The 19,245-nt window shown below is 66.3% G+C and carries 17 protein-coding genes, 1 tRNA gene and 1 pseudogene; 12 read left to right on the top strand and 7 right to left on the bottom strand.

The annotated features are described in order from the left end of the window. Positions 1–323 precede the first annotated feature (323 nt). Positions 324–1,529, top strand: a complete 1,206-nt coding sequence (locus AC07UK_RS05470; RefSeq protein ID WP_494687459.1) for an O-succinylhomoserine sulfhydrylase — start codon at positions 324–326, stop codon at positions 1,527–1,529. 4 nt (positions 1,530–1,533) lie between these two features. Here the strand turns inward: AC07UK_RS05470 and AC07UK_RS05465 are convergent, their stop codons facing one another. The 4 genes from AC07UK_RS05465 to rpsU all read right to left on the bottom strand — a co-directional run bounded on the left by AC07UK_RS05465 (position 1,534) and on the right by rpsU (position 4,231). Next, a complete protein-coding gene (locus tag AC07UK_RS05465) occupies positions 1,534–1,788 on the bottom strand; it encodes a hypothetical protein (protein ID WP_436222227.1) in 255 nt (84 codons plus the stop codon). Positions 1,789–2,027: 239 nt separating this feature from the next. Beyond that, complete coding sequence (locus tag AC07UK_RS05460; RefSeq protein WP_114132420.1) at positions 2,028–2,894, bottom strand: ABC transporter permease; 867 nt, start codon at positions 2,892–2,894, stop codon at positions 2,028–2,030. Positions 2,895–2,908: 14 nt separating this feature from the next. Then, positions 2,909–3,820, bottom strand: coding sequence for a nodulation factor ABC transporter ATP-binding protein NodI (gene nodI, locus AC07UK_RS05455; RefSeq protein WP_026200447.1), 912 nt, complete (start codon positions 3,818–3,820; stop codon positions 2,909–2,911). Positions 3,821–4,018: 198 nt separating this feature from the next. Continuing rightward, entirely contained in the window at positions 4,019–4,231 is a 213-nt protein-coding gene (gene rpsU, locus AC07UK_RS05450; RefSeq protein ID WP_010814647.1) for a 30S ribosomal protein S21, read from the bottom strand. A gap of 390 nt (positions 4,232–4,621) precedes the next feature. Here rpsU and AC07UK_RS05445 point away from each other — a divergent pair, with 390 nt between their 5' ends. The 9 genes and pseudogenes from AC07UK_RS05445 to AC07UK_RS05405 all read left to right on the top strand — a co-directional run bounded on the left by AC07UK_RS05445 (position 4,622) and on the right by AC07UK_RS05405 (position 15,088). Beyond that, complete coding sequence (locus AC07UK_RS05445) at positions 4,622–7,471, top strand: DUF4118 domain-containing protein (protein ID WP_436222226.1); 2,850 nt, start codon at positions 4,622–4,624, stop codon at positions 7,469–7,471. Between the two features lie 31 nt (positions 7,472–7,502). Then, a complete protein-coding gene (kdpE, locus tag AC07UK_RS05440) occupies positions 7,503–8,198 on the top strand; it encodes a two-component system response regulator KdpE (RefSeq protein ID WP_436222225.1) in 696 nt (231 codons plus the stop codon). A gap of 172 nt (positions 8,199–8,370) precedes the next feature. Then, entirely contained in the window at positions 8,371–8,760 is a 390-nt protein-coding gene (locus AC07UK_RS05435; RefSeq protein WP_013957396.1) for a cupin domain-containing protein, read from the top strand. Positions 8,761–8,810: 50 nt separating this feature from the next. Next, positions 8,811–9,788 carry a Bug family tripartite tricarboxylate transporter substrate binding protein gene (locus tag AC07UK_RS05430; protein ID WP_494687460.1) on the top strand — a complete coding sequence of 326 codons (978 nt, stop codon included), beginning with the start codon at positions 8,811–8,813 and terminating at the stop codon, positions 9,786–9,788. A 60-nt stretch (positions 9,789–9,848) separates the two neighbouring features. Continuing rightward, the gene (locus AC07UK_RS05425) at positions 9,849–11,015 is read left to right on the top strand and encodes an acyl-CoA dehydrogenase family protein (protein WP_494687461.1); all 1,167 of its coding nucleotides are present in this window, start codon (positions 9,849–9,851) and stop codon (positions 11,013–11,015) included. 57 nt (positions 11,016–11,072) lie between these two features. Further along, a pseudogene (locus tag AC07UK_RS05420) lies at positions 11,073–11,676 on the top strand (IS607 family transposase). Beyond that, positions 11,673–13,064 carry a nuclease/transposase family protein gene (locus AC07UK_RS05415; protein WP_494687462.1) on the top strand — a complete coding sequence of 464 codons (1,392 nt, stop codon included), beginning with the start codon at positions 11,673–11,675 and terminating at the stop codon, positions 13,062–13,064. Before AC07UK_RS05420 ends, AC07UK_RS05415 begins: the two are co-directional and overlap by 4 nt. Positions 13,065–13,087: 23 nt before the next feature. Beyond that, positions 13,088–14,251, top strand: coding sequence for a CaiB/BaiF CoA transferase family protein (locus tag AC07UK_RS05410; RefSeq protein WP_494687463.1), 1,164 nt, complete (start codon positions 13,088–13,090; stop codon positions 14,249–14,251). 69 nt (positions 14,252–14,320) lie between these two features. Beyond that, the gene (locus tag AC07UK_RS05405) at positions 14,321–15,088 is read left to right on the top strand and encodes an IclR family transcriptional regulator (RefSeq protein ID WP_494687464.1); all 768 of its coding nucleotides are present in this window, start codon (positions 14,321–14,323) and stop codon (positions 15,086–15,088) included. Between the two features lie 105 nt (positions 15,089–15,193). Here the strand turns inward: AC07UK_RS05405 and AC07UK_RS05400 are convergent. From AC07UK_RS05400 to fdxA, 3 genes are all read right to left on the bottom strand, one after another. Further along, positions 15,194–15,269 (bottom strand) — tRNA-Asn (locus AC07UK_RS05400). A 242-nt stretch (positions 15,270–15,511) separates the two neighbouring features. Next, positions 15,512–16,621 carry an NAD(P)/FAD-dependent oxidoreductase gene (locus AC07UK_RS05395; protein ID WP_013957391.1) on the bottom strand — a complete coding sequence of 370 codons (1,110 nt, stop codon included), beginning with the start codon at positions 16,619–16,621 and terminating at the stop codon, positions 15,512–15,514. 77 nt (positions 16,622–16,698) lie between these two features. Further along, positions 16,699–17,022, bottom strand: a complete 324-nt coding sequence (fdxA, locus tag AC07UK_RS05390) for a ferredoxin FdxA (protein ID WP_010814656.1) — start codon at positions 17,020–17,022, stop codon at positions 16,699–16,701. A gap of 315 nt (positions 17,023–17,337) precedes the next feature. Here fdxA and AC07UK_RS05385 point away from each other — a divergent pair, with 315 nt between their 5' ends. Next, on the top strand, positions 17,338–17,910 hold the full coding sequence (locus tag AC07UK_RS05385; RefSeq protein WP_494687465.1) for a hypothetical protein: 573 nt from the start codon (positions 17,338–17,340) through the stop codon (positions 17,908–17,910). Positions 17,911–17,985: 75 nt separating this feature from the next. Then, positions 17,986–19,164, top strand: coding sequence for a nicotinate phosphoribosyltransferase (pncB, locus tag AC07UK_RS05380; protein WP_436222220.1), 1,179 nt, complete (start codon positions 17,986–17,988; stop codon positions 19,162–19,164). The last annotated feature ends 81 nt before the right edge of the window (positions 19,165–19,245 follow it).

The following is a 19,245-nucleotide window of genomic DNA, read 5'->3' as shown; positions in this document are numbered from 1 at the left end:
CGCGCGTTGACGAATGCGGAGCCCGGTCGTAACATGGCCGGGCGTCGATTTGATAGTCAGCTTGCGGACGCGGGTCCAGCCCGAAACAGCTAAAGAGATGGCGGTCAGCAACGATTTCCGATGCGCAGTGCCTTCGCGGCGCAGCGATTTTCGGAAGCCGGGCGCCACAGCCTGAAGCCGAAGGCCATTCGCAGAACAGCAAGCCCGTCGATCCGACCACCCGATCGCACGGGCTTTTTTCATGGCCGCGCGCCTGTCCACCTGGCCGGCGCCGGCTCGTCGAAACCATCGCATTCGCGCGGGTACGACCGCGCCCCACCAGCATGAACGAACCGCTCAACCCCGAATCGCTCGGCATCGACACCCTCGGCGTGCGCGCCGGCACGCTGCGCAGCGAATTCATGGAGCACTCCGAGGCCATCTACCTGACCTCGAGCTTCTGCTTCAACAGCGCGGCCGAGGCCGCCGAACGCTTCGCCAACTCGGAAGAGGGCTTCACCTACTCGCGCTTCACCAACCCCACGGTGTCGATGTTCCAGTCGCGCCTGGCCGCGCTGGAAGGCGCGCAGGCCTGCATGGCCACCGCCTCGGGCATGAGCGCGATCCTGTCGGTGGTGCTGTCGTCGATGCAGGCGGGCGACCACCTGGTCAGCTCGCGCGCGATCTTCGGCTCGACCATGACGCTGTTCGGCAATATCTTCTCGAAGTTCGGCGTCGAGACCACCTTCGTCGACCCGAGCGACCTGAACGCGTGGCGTGCCGCGGTGCGCCCGAACACGAAACTGTTCTTCCTGGAAACGCCCTCGAACCCGCTGACCGAAGTGGCCGACATTGCCGCCGTGGCCGACATCGCGCACAACGCGAACGCGCTGCTGGTGGTCGACAACTGCTTCTGTTCGCCGGCGCTGCAGCAGCCGATGAAGTTCGGTGCCGACATCGTGGTGCATTCGGCCACCAAGCATATCGACGGCCAGGGCCGCGTCCTGGGCGGCGCGGTGCTGGGCACGCACGACTTCATCATGGGCAAGGTGTTCCCGTTCGTGCGCACCGCCGGCCCGACGCTGTCGGCATTCAACGCCTGGGTGCTGCTCAAGGGCATGGAGACGCTGGCGATCCGCATGGAACGCCATTCGGCCAGCGCGCTGGCGCTGGCGCAGTTCCTGGAATCGCACCCCGCGGTGGCGCGTGTGTTCCACCCCGCGCTGAAGTCGCACCCGCAGCACGAGATCGCCATGCGCCAGCAAAGCGGCGGCGGCGCGATCGTGTCGTTCGAACTGAAGGGCGCCACGCCCGAGCAGCAGCGCGCCAATGCCTGGCGCGTGATCGACAACACCCGGCTGTGCTCGATCACCGGCAACCTGGGCGACACCCGCACCACCATCACGCACCCGTACACCACCACGCACGCGCGCGTGAGCCCCGAGGCCAAGGCGGCCGCGGGCGTGGGCGAAGGGCTGATCCGCCTGGCGGTGGGACTGGAGTCGGTCGAGGACCTGAAGGCCGACCTGCTGCGCGGCCTGGGCGACTGAGGGCTTACTGCGCCGGCTGTGGTGGCTGTGCTGGTTGTGGCGACGGGGGCGGCGCGGGTTCGTCGCTGCCGGCCACGGCCTTCACGCCTGCGGCCGTGAGGTCGTAGGTGGTGCCGACGGCGGTCGTCGCCACGCTGACGGCGGCTGATCCGACGGTGGCCACCGTCGACACCGCGGCACTGCCCACCGCCATCACCATGCAACCGGCCAGCGACGCCGTGGCGCATGCGGCCGCCAGCGCCAGGACGGTGCGCTGCAAGGGGGCGGAATCTCCGCTATCGTTGCGCACGTTACGACGTAATCCGAGAAATCGAAATGGCATGGACACTGCTGGCCCTGGCAGGGCTGTTCGAGGTGGTGTGGGCGATCGGGCCTCGGCATCATACTCTTGAATGAGCCCGCCACCGCGGCCGCGGCTGGCCTGCATCGGCCTGATCGTGTGCGGAATTGCCGGGCTCAAGCTGGCGGGCAGCGCCTGAGGCCCGGCATGCGGCAGTCTTAGCGCAGCAGCCGGCGCCGCAGCAGCACGAGGCACACCACCAGCGCCACCACTGCATAGGCGCCCAGCACCGCCAGGTGCAGGCCGACATCCTCCGACGGACGGCCCAGCATCAGCGGCCGGATCAGCGCCACTGCATGCGCCAGCGGCAGTACCTTGGTGGCTGCCTGCACGCCTTCGGGCAACTGTTCCAGCGGGAAGAACACGCCGGACAGCAGCAGCATCGGCGTCATCACCAGGGTCTGGTAGAACATGAAGAAGTCGTAGCTGGGCGCCAGCGCGGTGACGATCATCGCCAGTGCGGCAAAGGCAATGCCGGCCAGCACGATCACCGGCAGCGCCAGCAGCGCGCCGGGCATCTGCGCATAGCCGAGCGCGCCCGCCACCAGCATGATGGCCAGCCCGGACAGCACCGCCTTGCTGGCGGCCCAGGCGATCTCGCCCAGCACCACGTCGCCCAGCGTCAGCGGGGCATGCATGATCGCCTCCCAGGTGCGCTGCACGTGCATGCGCGAGAACGCTGAATACATCGACTCGAAGCTGGCCGACATCATCACGCTGGACGCGGTGGTGCCGGCGGCCAGGAAGGCGATATACGACACGCCGTTGACCTGGCCCACCATCAGCCCCAGCCCGAGGCCGAGGCCGAACAGGTAGATCATGGGGTCGGCGAGGTTGCCGATCATCGACGGGATGGCCAGCTTCTTCCACACCATGTAGTTGCGGTACCAGACCATCATCCAGTTGCGCAGGTTGCGCGGCAGCAGCGGCTGCGGATAGCGCTGGCGCGGTGCCGCGGCGGCGTGGCCGCCAGCGGCCGCGGGGGCAGTATCGGTGGTATCCGCGCGGGGATCCTGTTCGCTCATGTCAGTCCCTCGGTTCAGTCCCGCATCTCGCGGCCGGTCAGCTTGAGGAACACGTCCTCCAGGTTGGCCGGGCGGTGCAGGTAGCGCACGCCGTTCCTGCCGTGCAGCGCCGCCAACAGCGGGGCGGGCTCGCGCACATAGCAGAACAGCGTCTCGCCGCTCATTTCAGTACGTTGCGCCAGCGGCGTCAGGCTGCCGCGCAGCGTGTCCAGTTCATCGCCATAGACCTCGACCACATCGCAGCCGATCTGGCTGTCGATCAGCTCATGCGGCTTGCCTTCGGCAATCTTGCGGCCGCCGTCGATCACGCACAGGTAGTTGCACAGTCGTTCGGCCTCTTCCATGAAGTGCGTGGTCAGCAGGATGGTCTTGCCGCTGGCCATCAGCGACTTCAGGCGCTCCCAGATCAGGTGGCGCGCCTGCGGGTCCAGGCCGGTGGTGGGCTCGTCCATCACCAGCAGGTCAGGGTCGTTGATCAGCGCGCGTGCCACGGTCAGGCGCCGGCGCATGCCGCCGGAGAGGTCGCGCACCTGGGCATCGGCGCGGTTTTCCAGCCGGGCGAATTCCAGCAACATCGGCACGCGCCGCTCGATCTCGGCCGACGACAGCCCGAAGTAGCGCCCGAAGATGCGCAGGTTCTCGATCACCGAGAAATCCGGGTCGAGGTTGTCGAACTGCGGCACCACGCCCACGCGCATGCGCGCCTGCGGCGCGCGCTCGGGGATGGGCTCACCGCACAGCGTGAGCGTGCCGGCCATGGGCGTGGTCAGGCCCAGCAGCAGGCGCAGCGTGGTGGTCTTGCCGGCGCCGTTGGGGCCCAGCAGGCCGAAGCACTGGCCGCGAAATACCTGGAGATCGAGGTCGTCGACCACGACCGTGTCGCCGTATTGCTTGCGCACCTTGCGCAACTCTAGGATGGCAGTCAAGGCAGGGTCCGGTGTGGCGCCGCACGGGCGCAATATCCGCCATTATGCCGGTCATCGGCGCAACGCTCAGGTGGCGCAGTGCAGCAAAAGCCGCGGCCGCAAAGTGTAGGGGGCAGCGTGACGCGCGGGCATAAAAAAACCGCCAGCGAACTGGCGGTTTTTCTTGCCTGGCGGTGCCAGGCGGCGAAGCGTACTGGATTAGTACATCTTCTTCGGCAGCATCTGCATGCGCAGGCGCTTGCGCAGACGTGCTTCGGCGGCCTTCTTCTTGCGCTTGCGCTCGGTCGTCGGCTTCTCGTAAGCGGTGCGGCTCTTGAGTTCAACGATCAGGCCAGTCTGCAGAATGGCGCGACGGAAACGCCGCATCGCAACTTCAACGGGCTCACCGGGTTTCAAGACGATCTTAGTCAATTCAGTCCTTTAGGGGATTGCCGCAAGGAGCGGCTGGTTCACACGGGGGGAAACTGCGGTCGCCGGAGCGACTGGTATTGCACGCCGGGCTAATGCCCTGGTGCGCCCCCGCGAACCTGAAAGATGTGGACGTTTCAGTCCGTGCAACCAGTGTCAGGGGTGATAGCGCCAGGTCCTATACAACTGGAGCCTGACAGTACCGGTTTCCATGAATGCTATACGCCCGTAACTATGGCATGTATACGACGGCACTGTCAAGAATGTAGTGCAATGCGCGCGTGGGGCGCAGCGTCGGAAATCGTCGTTAGTCTATTTTGGCGCACTTTATGTCGCAGCCTGCGTGGCACAATCTGGCTGCGCTCCCGCCACTGCGAGCCAAGCGCGCCCATCATGCTTGAACCGCGCCAACCCGACGATCCCCGCCCCGACCCCGACCACCTGCTGCAGCGCATGCAGGCCGCCGGCGAACGCGCCGCGCGCGGGTGCCTGCGCATCTATTTCGGCGCTTCGGCCGGCGTCGGCAAGACCTTCGCCATGCTGGCCGCGGCGCGCGCGCAGCGCGAGCAGGGCGGCGACGTGGTGGTGGGCGTGGTCGAAACCCATGGCCGCGCCGAAACCGAGGCGCTGGCCGAAGGCATCGAGCGTGTGCCATTGCGCCGCGTCGACTACCGCGGCCGCACGCTGCAGGAATTCGATCTCGATGCGGCCCTGGCACGCCGGCCTGCACTGATCCTGGTGGATGAGCTGGCGCACAGCAACGCGCCCGGCAGCCGCCACCCCAAGCGCTGGCAGGACATCGGCGAACTGCTGTCGGCCGGCATCGATGTCTGGACCACGGTCAACGTCCAGCACCTGGACAGCCTGAACGAGGCGGTGGCCGGCATCACCGGCATCCGCGTGCGCGAGACCGTGCCCGACGCGGTGTTCGACGATGCCGGCGAGGTGGTGCTGATCGACCTGCCCGCCGACGAACTGCTGCGCCGCCTGCGCGAAGGGCGCGTGTACGTGCCCGAGCAGGCCCGCCATGCGGTGCAGAATTTCTTCCGCAAGGGCAACCTGATAGCGCTGCGCGAGCTGGCGCTGCGCCGCACTGCCGACCGCGTCGACGACGACGTGCGCGCCTACCGGCAGGAAGCCTCGATCGAGCCGGTCTGGCGCACGCGTGAAGCGGTGCTGGCCTGCATCGGCCACGGCAGCGATGCCGCACAGGTGGTGCGCAGCGCGCACCGGCTGGCCGGGCATCTCGATTGCGACTGCCATGTGGTGACGGTGTCAGTACCGCGCCTGGCACCCGTGCCCGACGCCCAGCGCGAGCAGCTCGACGAAGCCATGCGGCTGGCCGAGGCGCTGGGCGCGCGTACCGAAACGCTGGCCGGCAGCGACATGGTGGCGGCGGTGGCCGGCTATGTGCGGCGGCATAACCTGACCAAGGTCTTGATCGGCCGCACGCCGGCGCGCTGGACCGATGGCGGGACTTCGTTGCCCGGCCGCGTGCAGGCGCTGCTGGCGCGCGCGCTGGCGCCGTGGCTGGGCGCGCGCGCGTGGCTGTTCGGGCGCACCAGTTTTGCCGATGCGCTGGCTGCGGCGTGTCCCGAGATCGACGTGATCCGCGTGGCGGCCGACAGCGTCCGGCAGGACACCCCCGGTGATGCGCCCATGCTGCCCGGCACCGAGCTGCCGCGGGAACAAGCCCGGCCTGCGCAGTGGCCGGGCCTGCTGTGGGCGGTGGCCTGGTGCGCCGGCGCCACCGCGCTGTCGGCGCTGGCGCGGCCGTGGTTCGACCTGGTCAATATCGCCATGCTGTTCCTGCTGGCGGTGGCCGGCGTGGCGCTGCGCCACGGACGCGCCGCGGGGGCGTTCGCCTCGCTGGTGGCGGTGGGGGCGTTTGATTTCTTCTTCGTGCCGCCACAGCTGTCGTTTGCGGTCAGCGACGTGCAATACCTGGTGACCTTCCTGGTGATGCTGGCAGTCGGGCTGGTGATCGGCCAGCTGACGGCCGGCCTGCGCGAGCAGGCCCAGGTATCGGTGCAGCGCGAGACCGATGCGCGCACGCTGTACGAGCTGGCGCGCGAGCTGTCGGCGGCGCTGACCGACGCGCAGATCGTCGGCATCGGCAGCCGCTTCCTGCGCGCGGCGTTCGATGCGCGTGCCGCGTTTTTCCTGGTCGGCGCGGACGGCCGGCTGCTGCCCGCGGCCACCGACCCCGAGGCCGGCGGCGCGGCGCAGAGCGATGCCGTCGACCACGTGCTGGCGCAATGGGTCTTCAGCCACGGCCAGCCGGCCGGCACCGGCACCGACACGCTGCCTTCCGGCACGGTGCTGTACCTGCCGCTGAAGGCACCGATGCAGGTGCGCGGCGTGCTGGCAGTGGAGCCGCGCACCTGGCGCGCGTTTGCGCAGCCCGCGCTGCGGCGCCAGGTCGATGTCTTTGCCACGCTGATCGCGATTGCGATCGAGCGGCTGCACTATGTCGAGGTGGCGCAGCAGGCGCTGCTGACGATGGAGTCCGAGCGCCTGCGCAGTTCGCTGCTGGCCGCGGTGTCGCACGACCTGCGCACGCCGCTGACCAGCCTGATCGGCATGGCCGAGACCCTGCAGCGCGGCACGCCGCCGCTGGCGCCGGAGGTGGCCGAGACCGTCGGCGCCATGCGCGACCAGGCGCGCCGCATGCACGCCATGGTGGCCAACCTGCTCGACATGGCGCGGCTGCAAAGCCGCAGTGTGGCGCTGCGCAAGGAATGGCAGTCGTTCGAAGAGCTGGCCGGCGCGGCGCTGGCGTCGCTGCGCGATGCGCTGGCGCGGCACCGCGTGGTGGTGGCCGACCTGTCGGCGCTGCCGCTGGTGGAATGCGATGGCGTGCTGATGGAGCGCGTGCTGTGCAACCTGCTGGAGAATGCGGCCAAGTACACCGCGCCGGGCACCGAGATCCGCGTGCGCGGCGAGGTCTCCGGTGACGCCGTGCACCTGGTCGTCGAGGACGACGGCCCCGGCGTGCCGGCGGCGATGGCGCGGCAGGTGTTCGAGAAATTCACCCGCGGCGAGCGCGAGTCGGCCACCACCGGGGTGGGCCTGGGGCTGGCCGTGTGCGAGGCCATCGTGCAGGCGCATGGCGGCAGCATCCGCGTCGAGCCGGTGCATGCGCAGGCGCAGGGCCAGGGCACCGGCGCGCGCTTCGTGGTCACGCTGCCGCGCGGCAACCCTCCGGTGCTGGAACCGGAAGCGGCCGGCTTGCCGGCCTGAACCCGACAACCTTTCAAGGATCCGACGCGTCATGCCATTCGAGTTTTCGCCCACGGTGCTGCTGGTGGAAGACGAGCCCCATATCCGCCGCTTCGTGCGCGCGGCGCTGCAGGACGAGGGCTGCACCGTGCACGAGGCCGGATCGCTGCAGCGCGGACTGATCGAGGCCGGCACGCGCCAGCCGGACCTGGTGATCCTGGACCTGGGGCTGCCCGATGGTGACGGCGTATCGATGATCGGCGACCTGCGCACCTGGACCGAAGTGCCGGTGCTGGTGCTGTCGGCGCGCACCGGCGAGGCCGAGAAGATCCGCGCGCTCGACGCCGGCGCCGATGACTACCTGACCAAGCCCTTCGGCGTGGGCGAGCTGGTGGCGCGCCTGCGCGTGCTGCTGCGCCGCCATGTGCGTGCCGGCGCGCAGGGGCGGGCGCAGGTGGCCTTCGGCGAGATTGCCGTGGACCTGGCCAACCGCCAGGTCACGTGTGCGGGGGAGCCGGTGCACCTGACGCCGATCGAGTTCCGGCTGCTGGCGGTGCTGCTGGCGCATCGCGGCAAGGTCATGACCCACCGCGAACTGCTGCGCGAGGTGTGGGGGCCGTCGCATGCCGACAGCAGTCAGTACCTGCGCGTCTACATGGGGCACCTGCGGCACAAGCTGGAAGCCGACCCGGCCCAGCCTGCCTACCTGCTGACCGAGATCGGGGTGGGCTACCGCTTCGCCGGCTAAGCGCCGGGTCACTCAAAAAGCACTTCTTTTGCCGATCACGCGCCGCGTGAGGCTGGCGCTCGCCCCGCGCGTCCACTCCCGGTAAACCCGCAACGACGTCGAAATCGTTTGACGGGTAAATTCAACGGGATAAACTGTTATTCATAAACATGAATTCAGGCAGGAGCACCGCATGCAGGACCAACCCGTCTATTTCATCTCGACCGACGACGTCGAGGGTTACCACCCCGCCAACCATGTCGGCACCCTCAACCGCCGGCTGATCGGGCCCGAGACCGTGGGCTCGCGGCACCTGGAAGTGATCCACGGCACCATCGAGAAGGGCAAGGGCGCGCTGCCGCATGCGCATCCCGGCATCGAGCAGGTCTGCTACGTGCTGGAAGGCCGCGCCGTGGCCGAGGTCGGCGGCCAGCGCAAGGAACTGGGCCCGGGCGACTGCTGCTTCTTCCCGCCGGACCAGATGCATGTGTTCACCGTGGTCAGCGACGAGCCGGCCAAAATTCTGGTCATCTATTCCCCGCCATACGAGGAATCCCCCGAGCGCGTGATACGGCCCGCATAAGACGCGGCTGGTCACGGCAAGGGATTTAACAACGACAGGAGACAACCACCGTGAAGTCCTTCAGGAACGCCTTTGCCAGCCTGGTGCTCGGGTGCACCGCGGCGCTGGCCGCCACCCCGGCGCTGTCGGCCGATGAATTCCCGTCCAGGCCGCTGCGCCTGGTGGTGCCGTTCGCTGCCGGCAGCGGCACCGATGCCGTGGCCCGCCTGACCGCCAAGTACCTGGGCGAGGCGCTGCAGCAGCCGGTGGTGGTGGACAACAAGCCCGGCGCCAACGGCACCATTGCCGCCGAGTTCGTGGCCAAGGCCCCGGCCGATGGCTACACGCTGTTCATGACCACCAACACCACGCATTCGGCCAACCCGTCGCTGATGAAGCAGCTTCGCTATGACCCGGTCAAGGATTTCACGCCGGTCTCGCGCATGGGCAACCTGCCGTTCATGCTGGTGGTCAACCCGGCGCTGCCGGTGAAGACGCTGCGTGAGTTCATCGACTATGCCAAGGCGCATCCGGGCTTGAGCTATGCCAGCGGCAACAGCACCGGCATCGTCTCGGGCGCCACGCTGTCGAAGATGGCCGGGCTGAACATGCTGCACGTGCCATACAAGAGCACGCCGCCGGCGATGACTGATGTCATGGGCGGCCAGGTGCAGGCGATGTTCGTCGACTTTGCCGCGGGCATCGCCCACGTGCGCGCCGGAAAGCTGCGTGCGCTGGCGGTGACCACCGCGCAGCGCAGCGCGCTGCTGCCCGACCTGCCGCCGCTGGCGAGCGTGCCGGAGCTGAAGGGTTTCGACGTGACCTCATGGAACGGCGTGTTCGCGCCGGCCGGCGTGCCGGCGCCGGTGGTGCAGCGGCTCAATCGTGAACTGGTTGCCATCGCCACCAGCAAGCAGCATGCGCCGCAGTTCCACGCGCTGGGCTTCGAGCCGTTCGGCAGCACGCCGGCGGAGCTCAGCCAGTTTGTCGTGGCCGAGCTGCAGAAGTGGTCGCGGCTGGTGAAGGACGCAGGCATCCAGCCGGAATAGACGTTCTTCAGGCAACCATCAGGCAACGGAACAAGACAACGACATCAGTCAGGTAACGCTATGAATTTCGACCTCTCCGAAGAACAGGCATCCATCGTCGAGGCCGTGCAGCAGGTCTGCACGCAGTTCGACATGGAGTACTGGGACCGTCTGGACAAGTCCGGCACCTATCCGCACGAGTTCTACAAGACGCTGTGCGAAGGCGGCTGGCTGGGCGTGGCGATGCCCGAGGCGTTCGGCGGCGCGGGCCTGGGCATCCTGGAAGCGGCGCTGGTGATGCAGACCATCTCGCAGTCGGGCGCGGGCATGACCGGCGCCTCGGCGGTGCATATGAACGTGTTCGGCCTGAACCCGGTGGTGGTGTTCGGTACTGACGAACAGAAGAGCCGCTTCCTGCCGCCGCTGATCGCCGGCCAGGAGAAGGCCTGCTTCGGCGTGACCGAGCCCGACGCGGGGCTGGACACCACCAAGCTCAAGACCTTTGCGCGCAAGGTGCCGGGCGGCTATTCGGTGAGCGGGCGCAAGATCTGGATCTCGACCGCGCAGGTGGCCGACCGCATGCTGCTGCTGGCGCGCACCACGCCGCTGGAGTCGGTGAAGAAGTCGACCGAAGGGCTGTCGCTGTTCTACACCAGGGTTGACCGCAGCAAGATCGAGATCCGCGAGATCGACAAGATGGGCCGCGCCGCTGTCGATACCAACATGCTGTTTATCGACGACCTGTTCATCCCGGAGGAAGACCGCATTGGCGAAGAGGGCAGGGGCTTCGAATACATCCTGCACGGCCTGAACCCGGAGCGCATCCTGATCGCCGCCGAGGCCATCGGCCTGGGCCGCGCGGCGCTGGCCATCGCCACGCAGTACGCCAAGGAGCGCGTGGTGTTCGGCCGCCCCATCGGCATGAACCAGGGCGTGCAGCATCCGCTGGCGCAGGCCTGGATGCAGCTGGAATCGGCCAACCTGATGATGCTCAAGGCCGCCGCGCGCTATGACGCAGGCCAGTCCTGCGGCGCCGAGGCCAACACGGCGAAGTACCTCGCCGCCGAGGCCGGCCATAACGCGTGCCAGACCGCGATCCTGACGCTGGGCGGCATGGGCTACTCGCGCGAGTACCGCGTCGAGCGGCTGCTGCGCGAGTCCTATATCCCGCGCATCGCGCCGGTCAGCCCGCAGCTCATCATGTGCTTTATCGCCGAGCGCGTGCTGGGTTTGCCCAAGTCGTACTGAGCTGGAGCGAGCAACTGATACTCAATTCTTGCTCAGAAGTATCTATAATTGCTCGCTATGAGCAAGGTCTATCGGATCAACGAATTCGCAAAGCGCATCGGACGGGCTCCCAGTACGGTGCGCCGCTGGGAGCGCGAGGGCATCCTGGTGGCTAAGCGCCTGCCTTCTGGGCATCGATACTTTGACGAGTCCGATGTTCGGGCGACGCTTGGCGGCGGGCCTGAGAAGCGATCGACAGTCGTGTACTGCCGCGTCAGTAGCGCTGGGCAGCGCGACGACTTGCAATCTCAGGTGGAGGCGATGGAGGAATACTGCCGGGCTGGCGCGATTGCTGTGGACGAGTGGATTCAGGAAGTCGGCGGCGCGTTTCCTCGCGCTGATTGAGCGCATCCAGCGTGGTGAGGTTGAGCGAGTTCTCATCGCCCACAAAGGACAGGCTCGTTCGCTTCGGATTCGACCTGCTCGACCATCTTGCGCGCGAGAACTTTGCGAGATCATCGCAGTCAATCAGGAATCGCTGTCGCCAGAGCAGGAAATGGTTGAGGACCTGCTTGCGATCGTCCATACGTTCTCCTGCCGCCTGGACGGCATGCGCAAGGTCAAAAAGCAGATCAAGGAAGACTATCCGGGTAGCAAGGAACCGAAGGAAATCCTGCAATGACAACCGTCACCCGCACGCTCTATGCGACGTCTTCATGCGTGCTTGCGCTTCGCGCGGTGTGCAGGGCGACGGCGTTCGTCCGAGCGGACCTCTGGCGTCGCTACGGCGCGCTGGGGAACGTGGGCAAGAGTGCGGCTGACATCCGCAAGGAAGTGACTGCTGGCGGCTGGTATGCGTCGCTCGCGGTGGACGGCACGATCCGAGCCGAGACCACGAAGGATGCCGTCAACGACATCCTGACGTACAAGGCGGCCGCATGCGCGAAGGTGCGACAAGCCATCGCGAAGCGGAGCTCCGACGAAGCAGAGCGAAAGCGGCTCTATACCCTGCTCAAACGTGACAAGTGGCTCGAAGACAAGTACCTGCACCGGATGATGCGCAAGTACTTTCGGCACGGCGTTTCGAGTTGCGACAATCAGTTCATCGTCCGCTCGGACAAGCATGAGAGCCGCGTCAGAGACGGGCACCTGGTCATCACCATACACATCGCCAGGCAATATGGCCCTCGGATCGAGCTCCTGACGAACAGCAACGGCAAGAACGTGGACCTCACGGGTTGCAACCTGCGTGTGATCGTCAAGGGTGACGCGGTCGAAATCCACTACGCTACTGCGAAGGCCCACGGGCGCCCCTGCGGTTCGGGGGAAATTGGTGTCGACAAAGGCTATACCGAGGCCTTCGCCGATTCAGATGGCGAGCATCATGGGCAGACCTTCGGCGCCGTGCTGAGCGCTTTCAGCGACCAGGTTTCGAAGACCGGCAAAGCACGAAACCGGCTGCATGCCCTTGAAAAAGCCCATCGCAAAGCCGGTCGCATCGCCAAGGCCGAGCGCATCAGGAAGTGCAACCTCGGACGCGTGAAACTGCAGGCGCGCAGGGACCGCACGAAGCAGCGGTTGCGCACGATTGCCTACCAGTCCGCCCATACCATCGTGGACAAGGCGGCAATGGTCGGTTCGGAAGATCTGACGTCCCCCATCAAGGGGAAGAGTCAGTGGCGGAACTACAACCGCCGCATGAGCGCATGGGCCAGGGGTGTACTGGCTCAAGCGCTCGATGAAGTTTGCACGCAGCGTGGAGCGACGCACGTCGTCGTCAACGCCGCCTACACGTCGCAAATGGACTCGTTCTCGGGCTTGCTGGAAGGCAAGCGCGAGGGCGACAAATTTTACCGTGCCAACGGGGACGTTCTTCAGGCGGACACCAATGCTGCGCGGAACGTGCGGAACAGGATTCACGACCCGGAAATCACCCGGTACATGCCTCACCTCCAGGTGAAGCAGATTCTGCTCGCGCGCTCCTCCGGCGCAACTGAGCGTCAGGTGGCTTCAGTTGGGCGGCGCAAGCCGCGTCAACGAAGTGCGGATAAATCCAATGCTCAACTTTGAGCAGATTTTATGGAACAGCGACGATGCAAGCAGAGCAAGCGCAGGCGAGGGCGGCCACCGGGCCGCTGGCCGGCATCCGCGTGATCGACATGACCTCGGTCGCGATGGGGCCGTATGCCACGCAGATCCTCGGCGACATGGGCGCCGAAGTCATCAAGGTCGAGCCGCCCGCCGGCGATGTGTTCCGCCATGCCGAGCCGGCGCGGCACGCGGCCATGGGCGCCAGCTTCCTGAACCTGAACCGCAACAAGCAGTTCGTGGTGCTGGACGTGAAGCAGCCCGACGACCTCGCCGCGCTGAAAGCCCTGATCGCCACGGCCGATGTCTTTGTCTCCAACGTGCGGCCGCAGTCGCTGCTCAAACTTGGGCTGGACTATGCGTCGCTGCGCGCGGACCATCCGCGGCTGATCTACTGCGGCGCTTACGGCTATTCGGAGGAGGGTCCCTACGCGGGCGCGCCGGCATTCGACGACATCATCCAGGCGCGCAGCGGCATGGCGCAGTTCCAGGGGGCGAACTCGAACGAAGGCCCGCAGTACGTCAACACCATCCTGGCCGACAAGGTGGCCGGGCTGACCGTCGCTTACGCGATCCCGATGGCGCTGTACGAGCGCGAGCGCTCCGGCCAGGGCCAGGCCATCGAGGTGCCGATGTTCGAGACGCTGGTGTCCTTCCTCGCCACCGAGCAATTGGCCGGGCAGACCTTCATCCCGCCGCTCGGGCCGGCCGGGTATCCGCGCGTGATGTCGGCGCACCGCAAGCCCTATCGCACGCGCGACGGCCATATTGCGCTGCTGCCCTATACCAGCGCCCAATGGCTGCGCTTTTTTGATGTGTCAGGCCATGCGGAACTGGCGCATGATCGGCGCTATGCCACCCCGGCCGCGCGCAGCGCCAATATCGACGCGCTCTACGCCACGCTGGCCGAGATCGTCGCGCAGCGCACCACGGCCGAATGGCTGGACCTGCTGCGCGACGCCGATATCCCACACAGCGAAGTGCCGCATTTCGACAGCCTGGCCGACGATCCGCACCTGCGCGCCACCGGCATGATGTTCGAATACGACCATCCCAGCGAAGGCCGCCTGCGCGGGGTCGGCATCCCGACGCGCTTCTCGCGCACGCCCGGCAATATCCGCAGCTGGCCGCAGGCGTTGCCCGGGCCAGACGGCGCGGAGGGCGGCTGACGCGCCATGCCGGCCGACTCCGCCGCGTACAATCCCGGCCAACAGATACGGAAGTCGAGGAAGCCTACGATGGCAGAAAACGAAGCAGCGGAGAAGTCCGGCTACGCCAGCGTCAAGACGGCGCTGCGCGTGATCGAGATCATGGAGATCTATGCGCGCGAAGGGCGCTCGCTGACGCTGACCGAGCTGGCCAGGCTGCTGGGCGCGCCGATGTCGAGCTGCCTGGGGCTGATCCGCACGCTGGCCTCGCTGGGCTACCTGTACGAGACCGGACGCCGCCAGGGCTACTACCCGACGCGCCGGCTGCTCGATATCGCCCAGCGCATCGCGCGCAACGACCCGCTGCTGGAGCGCGTGCAGCCGGTGCTGGAATCGCTGCGCGACACCACCGGCGAGACCGTGATCTTCGGCAAGCTGCAGGACGACGGGCGCGTGCTGTACCTGGAGGCGCGCGAATCCGCCAATCCGGTGCGCTATATCGCCGCGCCGGGCGAGCTGCGCGACGCGCATGTCAATTCAATCGGCCGCGCCATCCTGGGCGCAATGACGGCCAGCGCACGCGGCGAGCTGCTCTCAGGCCTGTCGTTCGCCGCGCGCACGCCGCGCACCATCGGTTCGGCGCAGGAACTGGAAGCGATGATGCAGGCCTGGCAGAAGCAGGGTTGGTATCCGAATTTTGGTGAGTCGTTCCCGGACCTGGGGGCCATCGCCATGCCGGTAACGATGGGTGGCGTGACCTATGGCCTGTCGGTGGCGGGGCCGCTGCATCGGGTCGAGGTCAATGCGCAGGCCATTGTCGCGGCACTGAGGGTTGCCAGCGCTTCGCTGCAGGAATGATGTAGAAGAAGGGAGGGCGTTGCGGCAGCCGGTCTGCCGTGACGCGTTGCGCCGAAGCCCAAAACGAAAAAGCCCGGTGCGTTTGCACCGGGCTTCCGTATCGGTTGGCTCCCCGACCTGGGCTCGAACCAGGGACCTGCGGATTAACAGTCCGTCGCTCTACCGACTGAGCTATCGGGGAACAGCTAAGAAAGAAATTATAGCCAGTTTCTCTTTTCTTCGTCAACACCTTTTCGACATTTTGTTCTTGTCAGAAGGTGTCTGGAAGCTTCCGGCTTGCTGCCTGCCGTACGGTGCGAAGGGCATCTCTGCTGGCTTCGTGCCATCGTGTCGAACAGCGAGGCCGCATTATAGCTACGGTTTTTGCTTTGTGCCAGAAAAAAACCGCCTTGCGGCGGTTTTTTTCTGCGGCACTCGCTCGGCTCAGTCGAACACCGGCGAATCCACGCCGAGGATCTTGTGCAGCTTCGGCGAGGTGGTGGTGTACTGCATGTGGATTTTCTTCTCGGGGAAGATATACGGCGCGGCACCGAACGCGGCCAGCGCGGCCTCGTGGAAGCCCGACAGGATCAGCTTCTTCTTGCCGGGATAGGTGTTGATGTCGCCCACCGCGAAGATGCCCGGGATATTGGTCTCGAACTTCTCGGTGTCCACCTTGATCTGCTTGCGCTCCAGGTCCAGGCCCCATTCGGCGATCGGGCCCAGCTTGGGCGACAGGCCGAAGAACACCAGCAGGTCATCCACCGGCATGCGGCGGGTCACGCCGTCGGCGCCGGTCACCTTGATCTCGGTGAGCACGCCGTCCTTCTCTTCATAGCCCCCGATCTGGCCGACCACGAACTGCATTTCCAGCTGCTCGCACAGTTCCTTCATCTTGGCGACCGAGGCGGGCGCGGCGCGGAAGCCGTCGCGGCGGTGAATCATCACCACCGACTCGGCCTTGCCGACCAGGTCCAGCGTCCAGTCCAGCGCCGAATCACCGCCGCCGACGATCACCAGGTTGCGGCCATGGAAGCGGCTCGGGTCCTTGACGCGGTAGAACAGCTGCTTGCCGTCGAACTTGTCGAGGCCCTCGACCTTCAGCGTGCGCGGCTGGAACGAGCCCACGCCGGCAGCGATGAAGATGGTCTTGGTGATGAAGCGGGTTCCGAGCGAGGTCTCGACGAAGAAGCGGCCGTCTTCGCGGCGCTCAACGACGGCGACTTCCTGGCCCAGGTGGAAGGTGGGCTCGAACGGCTCGATCTGCTTGAGCAGGTTGTCGGTCAGTTCCTGGCCGGTGCAGATGGGCACGGCCGGGATGTCGTAGATGGGCTTGTCCGGATAGAGTTCCACGCACTGGCCGCCGACCACCTTCAGGGAATCGATGACATGTGCCTTGATTTCGAGCAGGCCCAGTTCAAAGACCTGGAACAGGCCCACCGGGCCGGCACCGACGATCAGCGCATCGATTTCCTGCGGCTGGCCGCCTGCAGGGCTGCCGCCGTCGACCTGCTTGGTCGTGTCGGCGACGGGATTTGGAATGCTCAAGTCCATATTCGTCCTGATACGTTTGCGTGGGCAGCTTGTGCCCGGTATTGCGGAAAGCGCGTGGGGACGGCTTTCTTGTTCTGTCAGCGCTGCAGGTATTGCAGCTTGTCAGTGGCGTCCTTCCATTCCTCGGCCTCGGCCAGCGGGGCCTTGGTCTTGGTGATGGAGGGCCAGTTGCGGGCCAGCTCGGCGTTCAGGTCGATGAACTGCTGCTGGTCGCCCGGCACGTCTTCCTCGGCGTAAATGGCGTTCACCGGGCATTCGGCCACGCACACGGCGCAGTCGATGCACTCATCCGGGTCGATAGCCAGGAAGTTGGGGCCTTCGCGGAAACAATCGACCGGACACACGTCAACGCAGTCTGTGTAGCGGCAACGGATGCAGGATTCGGTGACAACGTGAGTCATTTCGGTTCCAGGAAAACAGGTCGGCTTTTAATGGGAAACTGTGGGGCCGCTTCTTGCCGGCGGACGCGCCGCATCTACCACATGGTGCCGCATGGCAGCATGGGCTGGACGAGCGCCGGCCGAGGCCTTTCGGAAAGCGATATTGTAGCCGAGGCTTCTGGCAAGAATAGCGGGTCTATATAGCCGGATCAGATAGTTTTCTTATTTCTTTATGTAGTTTTGATTTAACGCATGGCGGCCTGCTGGCATGTCGGCCCGCGAGCGGGCATGATGAAGGCCGCCAGCAGTCACTTGCATCCGTGCCGGGAGACCCGTATGCCACGCCAGCTTTGCCTTGCCAGCCATGCCAGCCTGCGGCGCAGTGCCGCGATGTGCCGGACCTTCGCGCCCATTGCTGTGCTGCTGACGGCATTTCTGGCGCCGATCGGGTCCGTTGCCGCCCAGACCCTGGTCCAGTCGCCGGGCATGGCCGACAGCGTGGTATCGCGCCTGGTGGCGTGGCGCGCGCGCACTGACGCGCCGGTCGCGCTGCCGGCGCTGACCGGGTTCGACTGGGACCACTTCAGCGTGACCGATTCGCCCGCGGGCGATGCCATCGCCCATTGCGGCCGGGCCGGCCTGATGCCGTGCGGGCCGCAACTGCAGCCGCAGCCGGGCGACCGGGTGCAGGTGCTGCGCTTCGAGCGCGCCGGGGCGCAGGTCTATACCGAGCGCATCATGGCCGGCGACGGCGCCTTTGCCGAGCCGCTGCCGCAGCGGGTGCCGCGCGCCGCCGCCACGCTGGTGTCGTGCCCCGGGACCGCCGGCCGCCAGCTGTGGTGCCTGCAGGGCAAGGCAAAGGGCAGGGAGGCGCCGCGGCAGCCACAGCCCTTCCTCGATGGTGGTTGAGCGGCAAGAGTGGCCGGGTGCGGCCAGACTTCGGTTAGCATGATGTACTGACCCGGCATCGCCGTCTGGCCCGCTATGATCATCCCGTCTCTGCTCGACACCGACCTGTACAAATTCACGATGATGCAGGTGGTGCTGCATCAGTTCCCGCAGGCGCAAGTGGAATACCGCTTCAAGTGCCGCAACGCGGGCGTCGACCTGACGCCCTATATCGATGAGATCCGCACCGAGCTGGCACACCTGTGCCAGCTGCGCTTCACCGACGACGAGCTCGCCTACCTGCGCGGCCTGCGCTTTATCAAGAGCGATTTCGTAGACTTCCTCGGCCTGTTCCACCTGAACGAGAAATATGTCTCGGTGCGGCCGTCCCCGCAGGGCAACGGCGAGATCGAGATCTCGATCATCGGCCCGTGGCTGCATACCATCCTGTTCGAAGTGCCGGTCCTGGCCATCGTCAACGAGGTCTATTTCCGCCGCACCCAGCCCAGACCCGACCTGGCCGAAGGCCGCCGCCGGCTGGACCACAAGCTGGCCTTGCTGAAGACGCCCGAGCTGGCCGATTGCGTGATCGCCGACTACGGCACGCGCCGGCGCTTTTCGCGCGAATGGCAGGAAGAGGTGCTGCTGACCATGCGGCGCCTGCTGGGGCCGCAGCTGGCCGGCACCAGCAACGTCCACTTTGCCCGCCTGCACAATATGGTGCCGCTGGGCACGATGGCGCATGAATACCTGCAGGCCTGCCAGGCCCTGGGCCCGCGGCTGCGCGATTCGCAGGTGTACGCGCTGGAGCGCTGGGCGCGCGAGTACCGCGGCGACCTGGGCATCGCGCTGTCGGATACCTACGGCTTCGATGCCTTCCTGCGCGACTTCGACCTGTATTTCTGCAAGCTCTTCGACGGCGTGCGCCATGATTCCGGCGACCCGATGCTGTGGGGCGAGCGCATGGTCGCCCACTATGCCGCCAACCGCGTCGACCCGCGCACCAAGACGCTGATCTTCAGCGACAGCCTCGACATCCCGCGCGTGATCGAACTGTACGAGCGCTTCCATGGCCGATGCCGGCTGGCCTTTGGTGTTGGCACCAACCTGACCAACGACCTGGGCTATACCCCGCTGCAGATCGTGATCAAGATGGTGCGCTGCAACGGGCAGCCGGTGGCCAAGCTGTCGGACACGCCGGAAAAGACCATGTGCGACGATGTTGGCTACCTGTCCTACCTGCGCCAGGTGTACTCGGTTCAGCCCGCGGCGTAGCAAAATTCAACACCTTGCGCCCGCCATCGCATGCTTTGCGCGCGGCGGGCGCCACTATAATCGGCGCATCGCGCGTTCGCC

This window comes from Cupriavidus sp. GW821-FHT07C08, from assembly GCF_059419025.1.
This window is presented reverse-complemented; position numbering and strand designations above follow the sequence as displayed.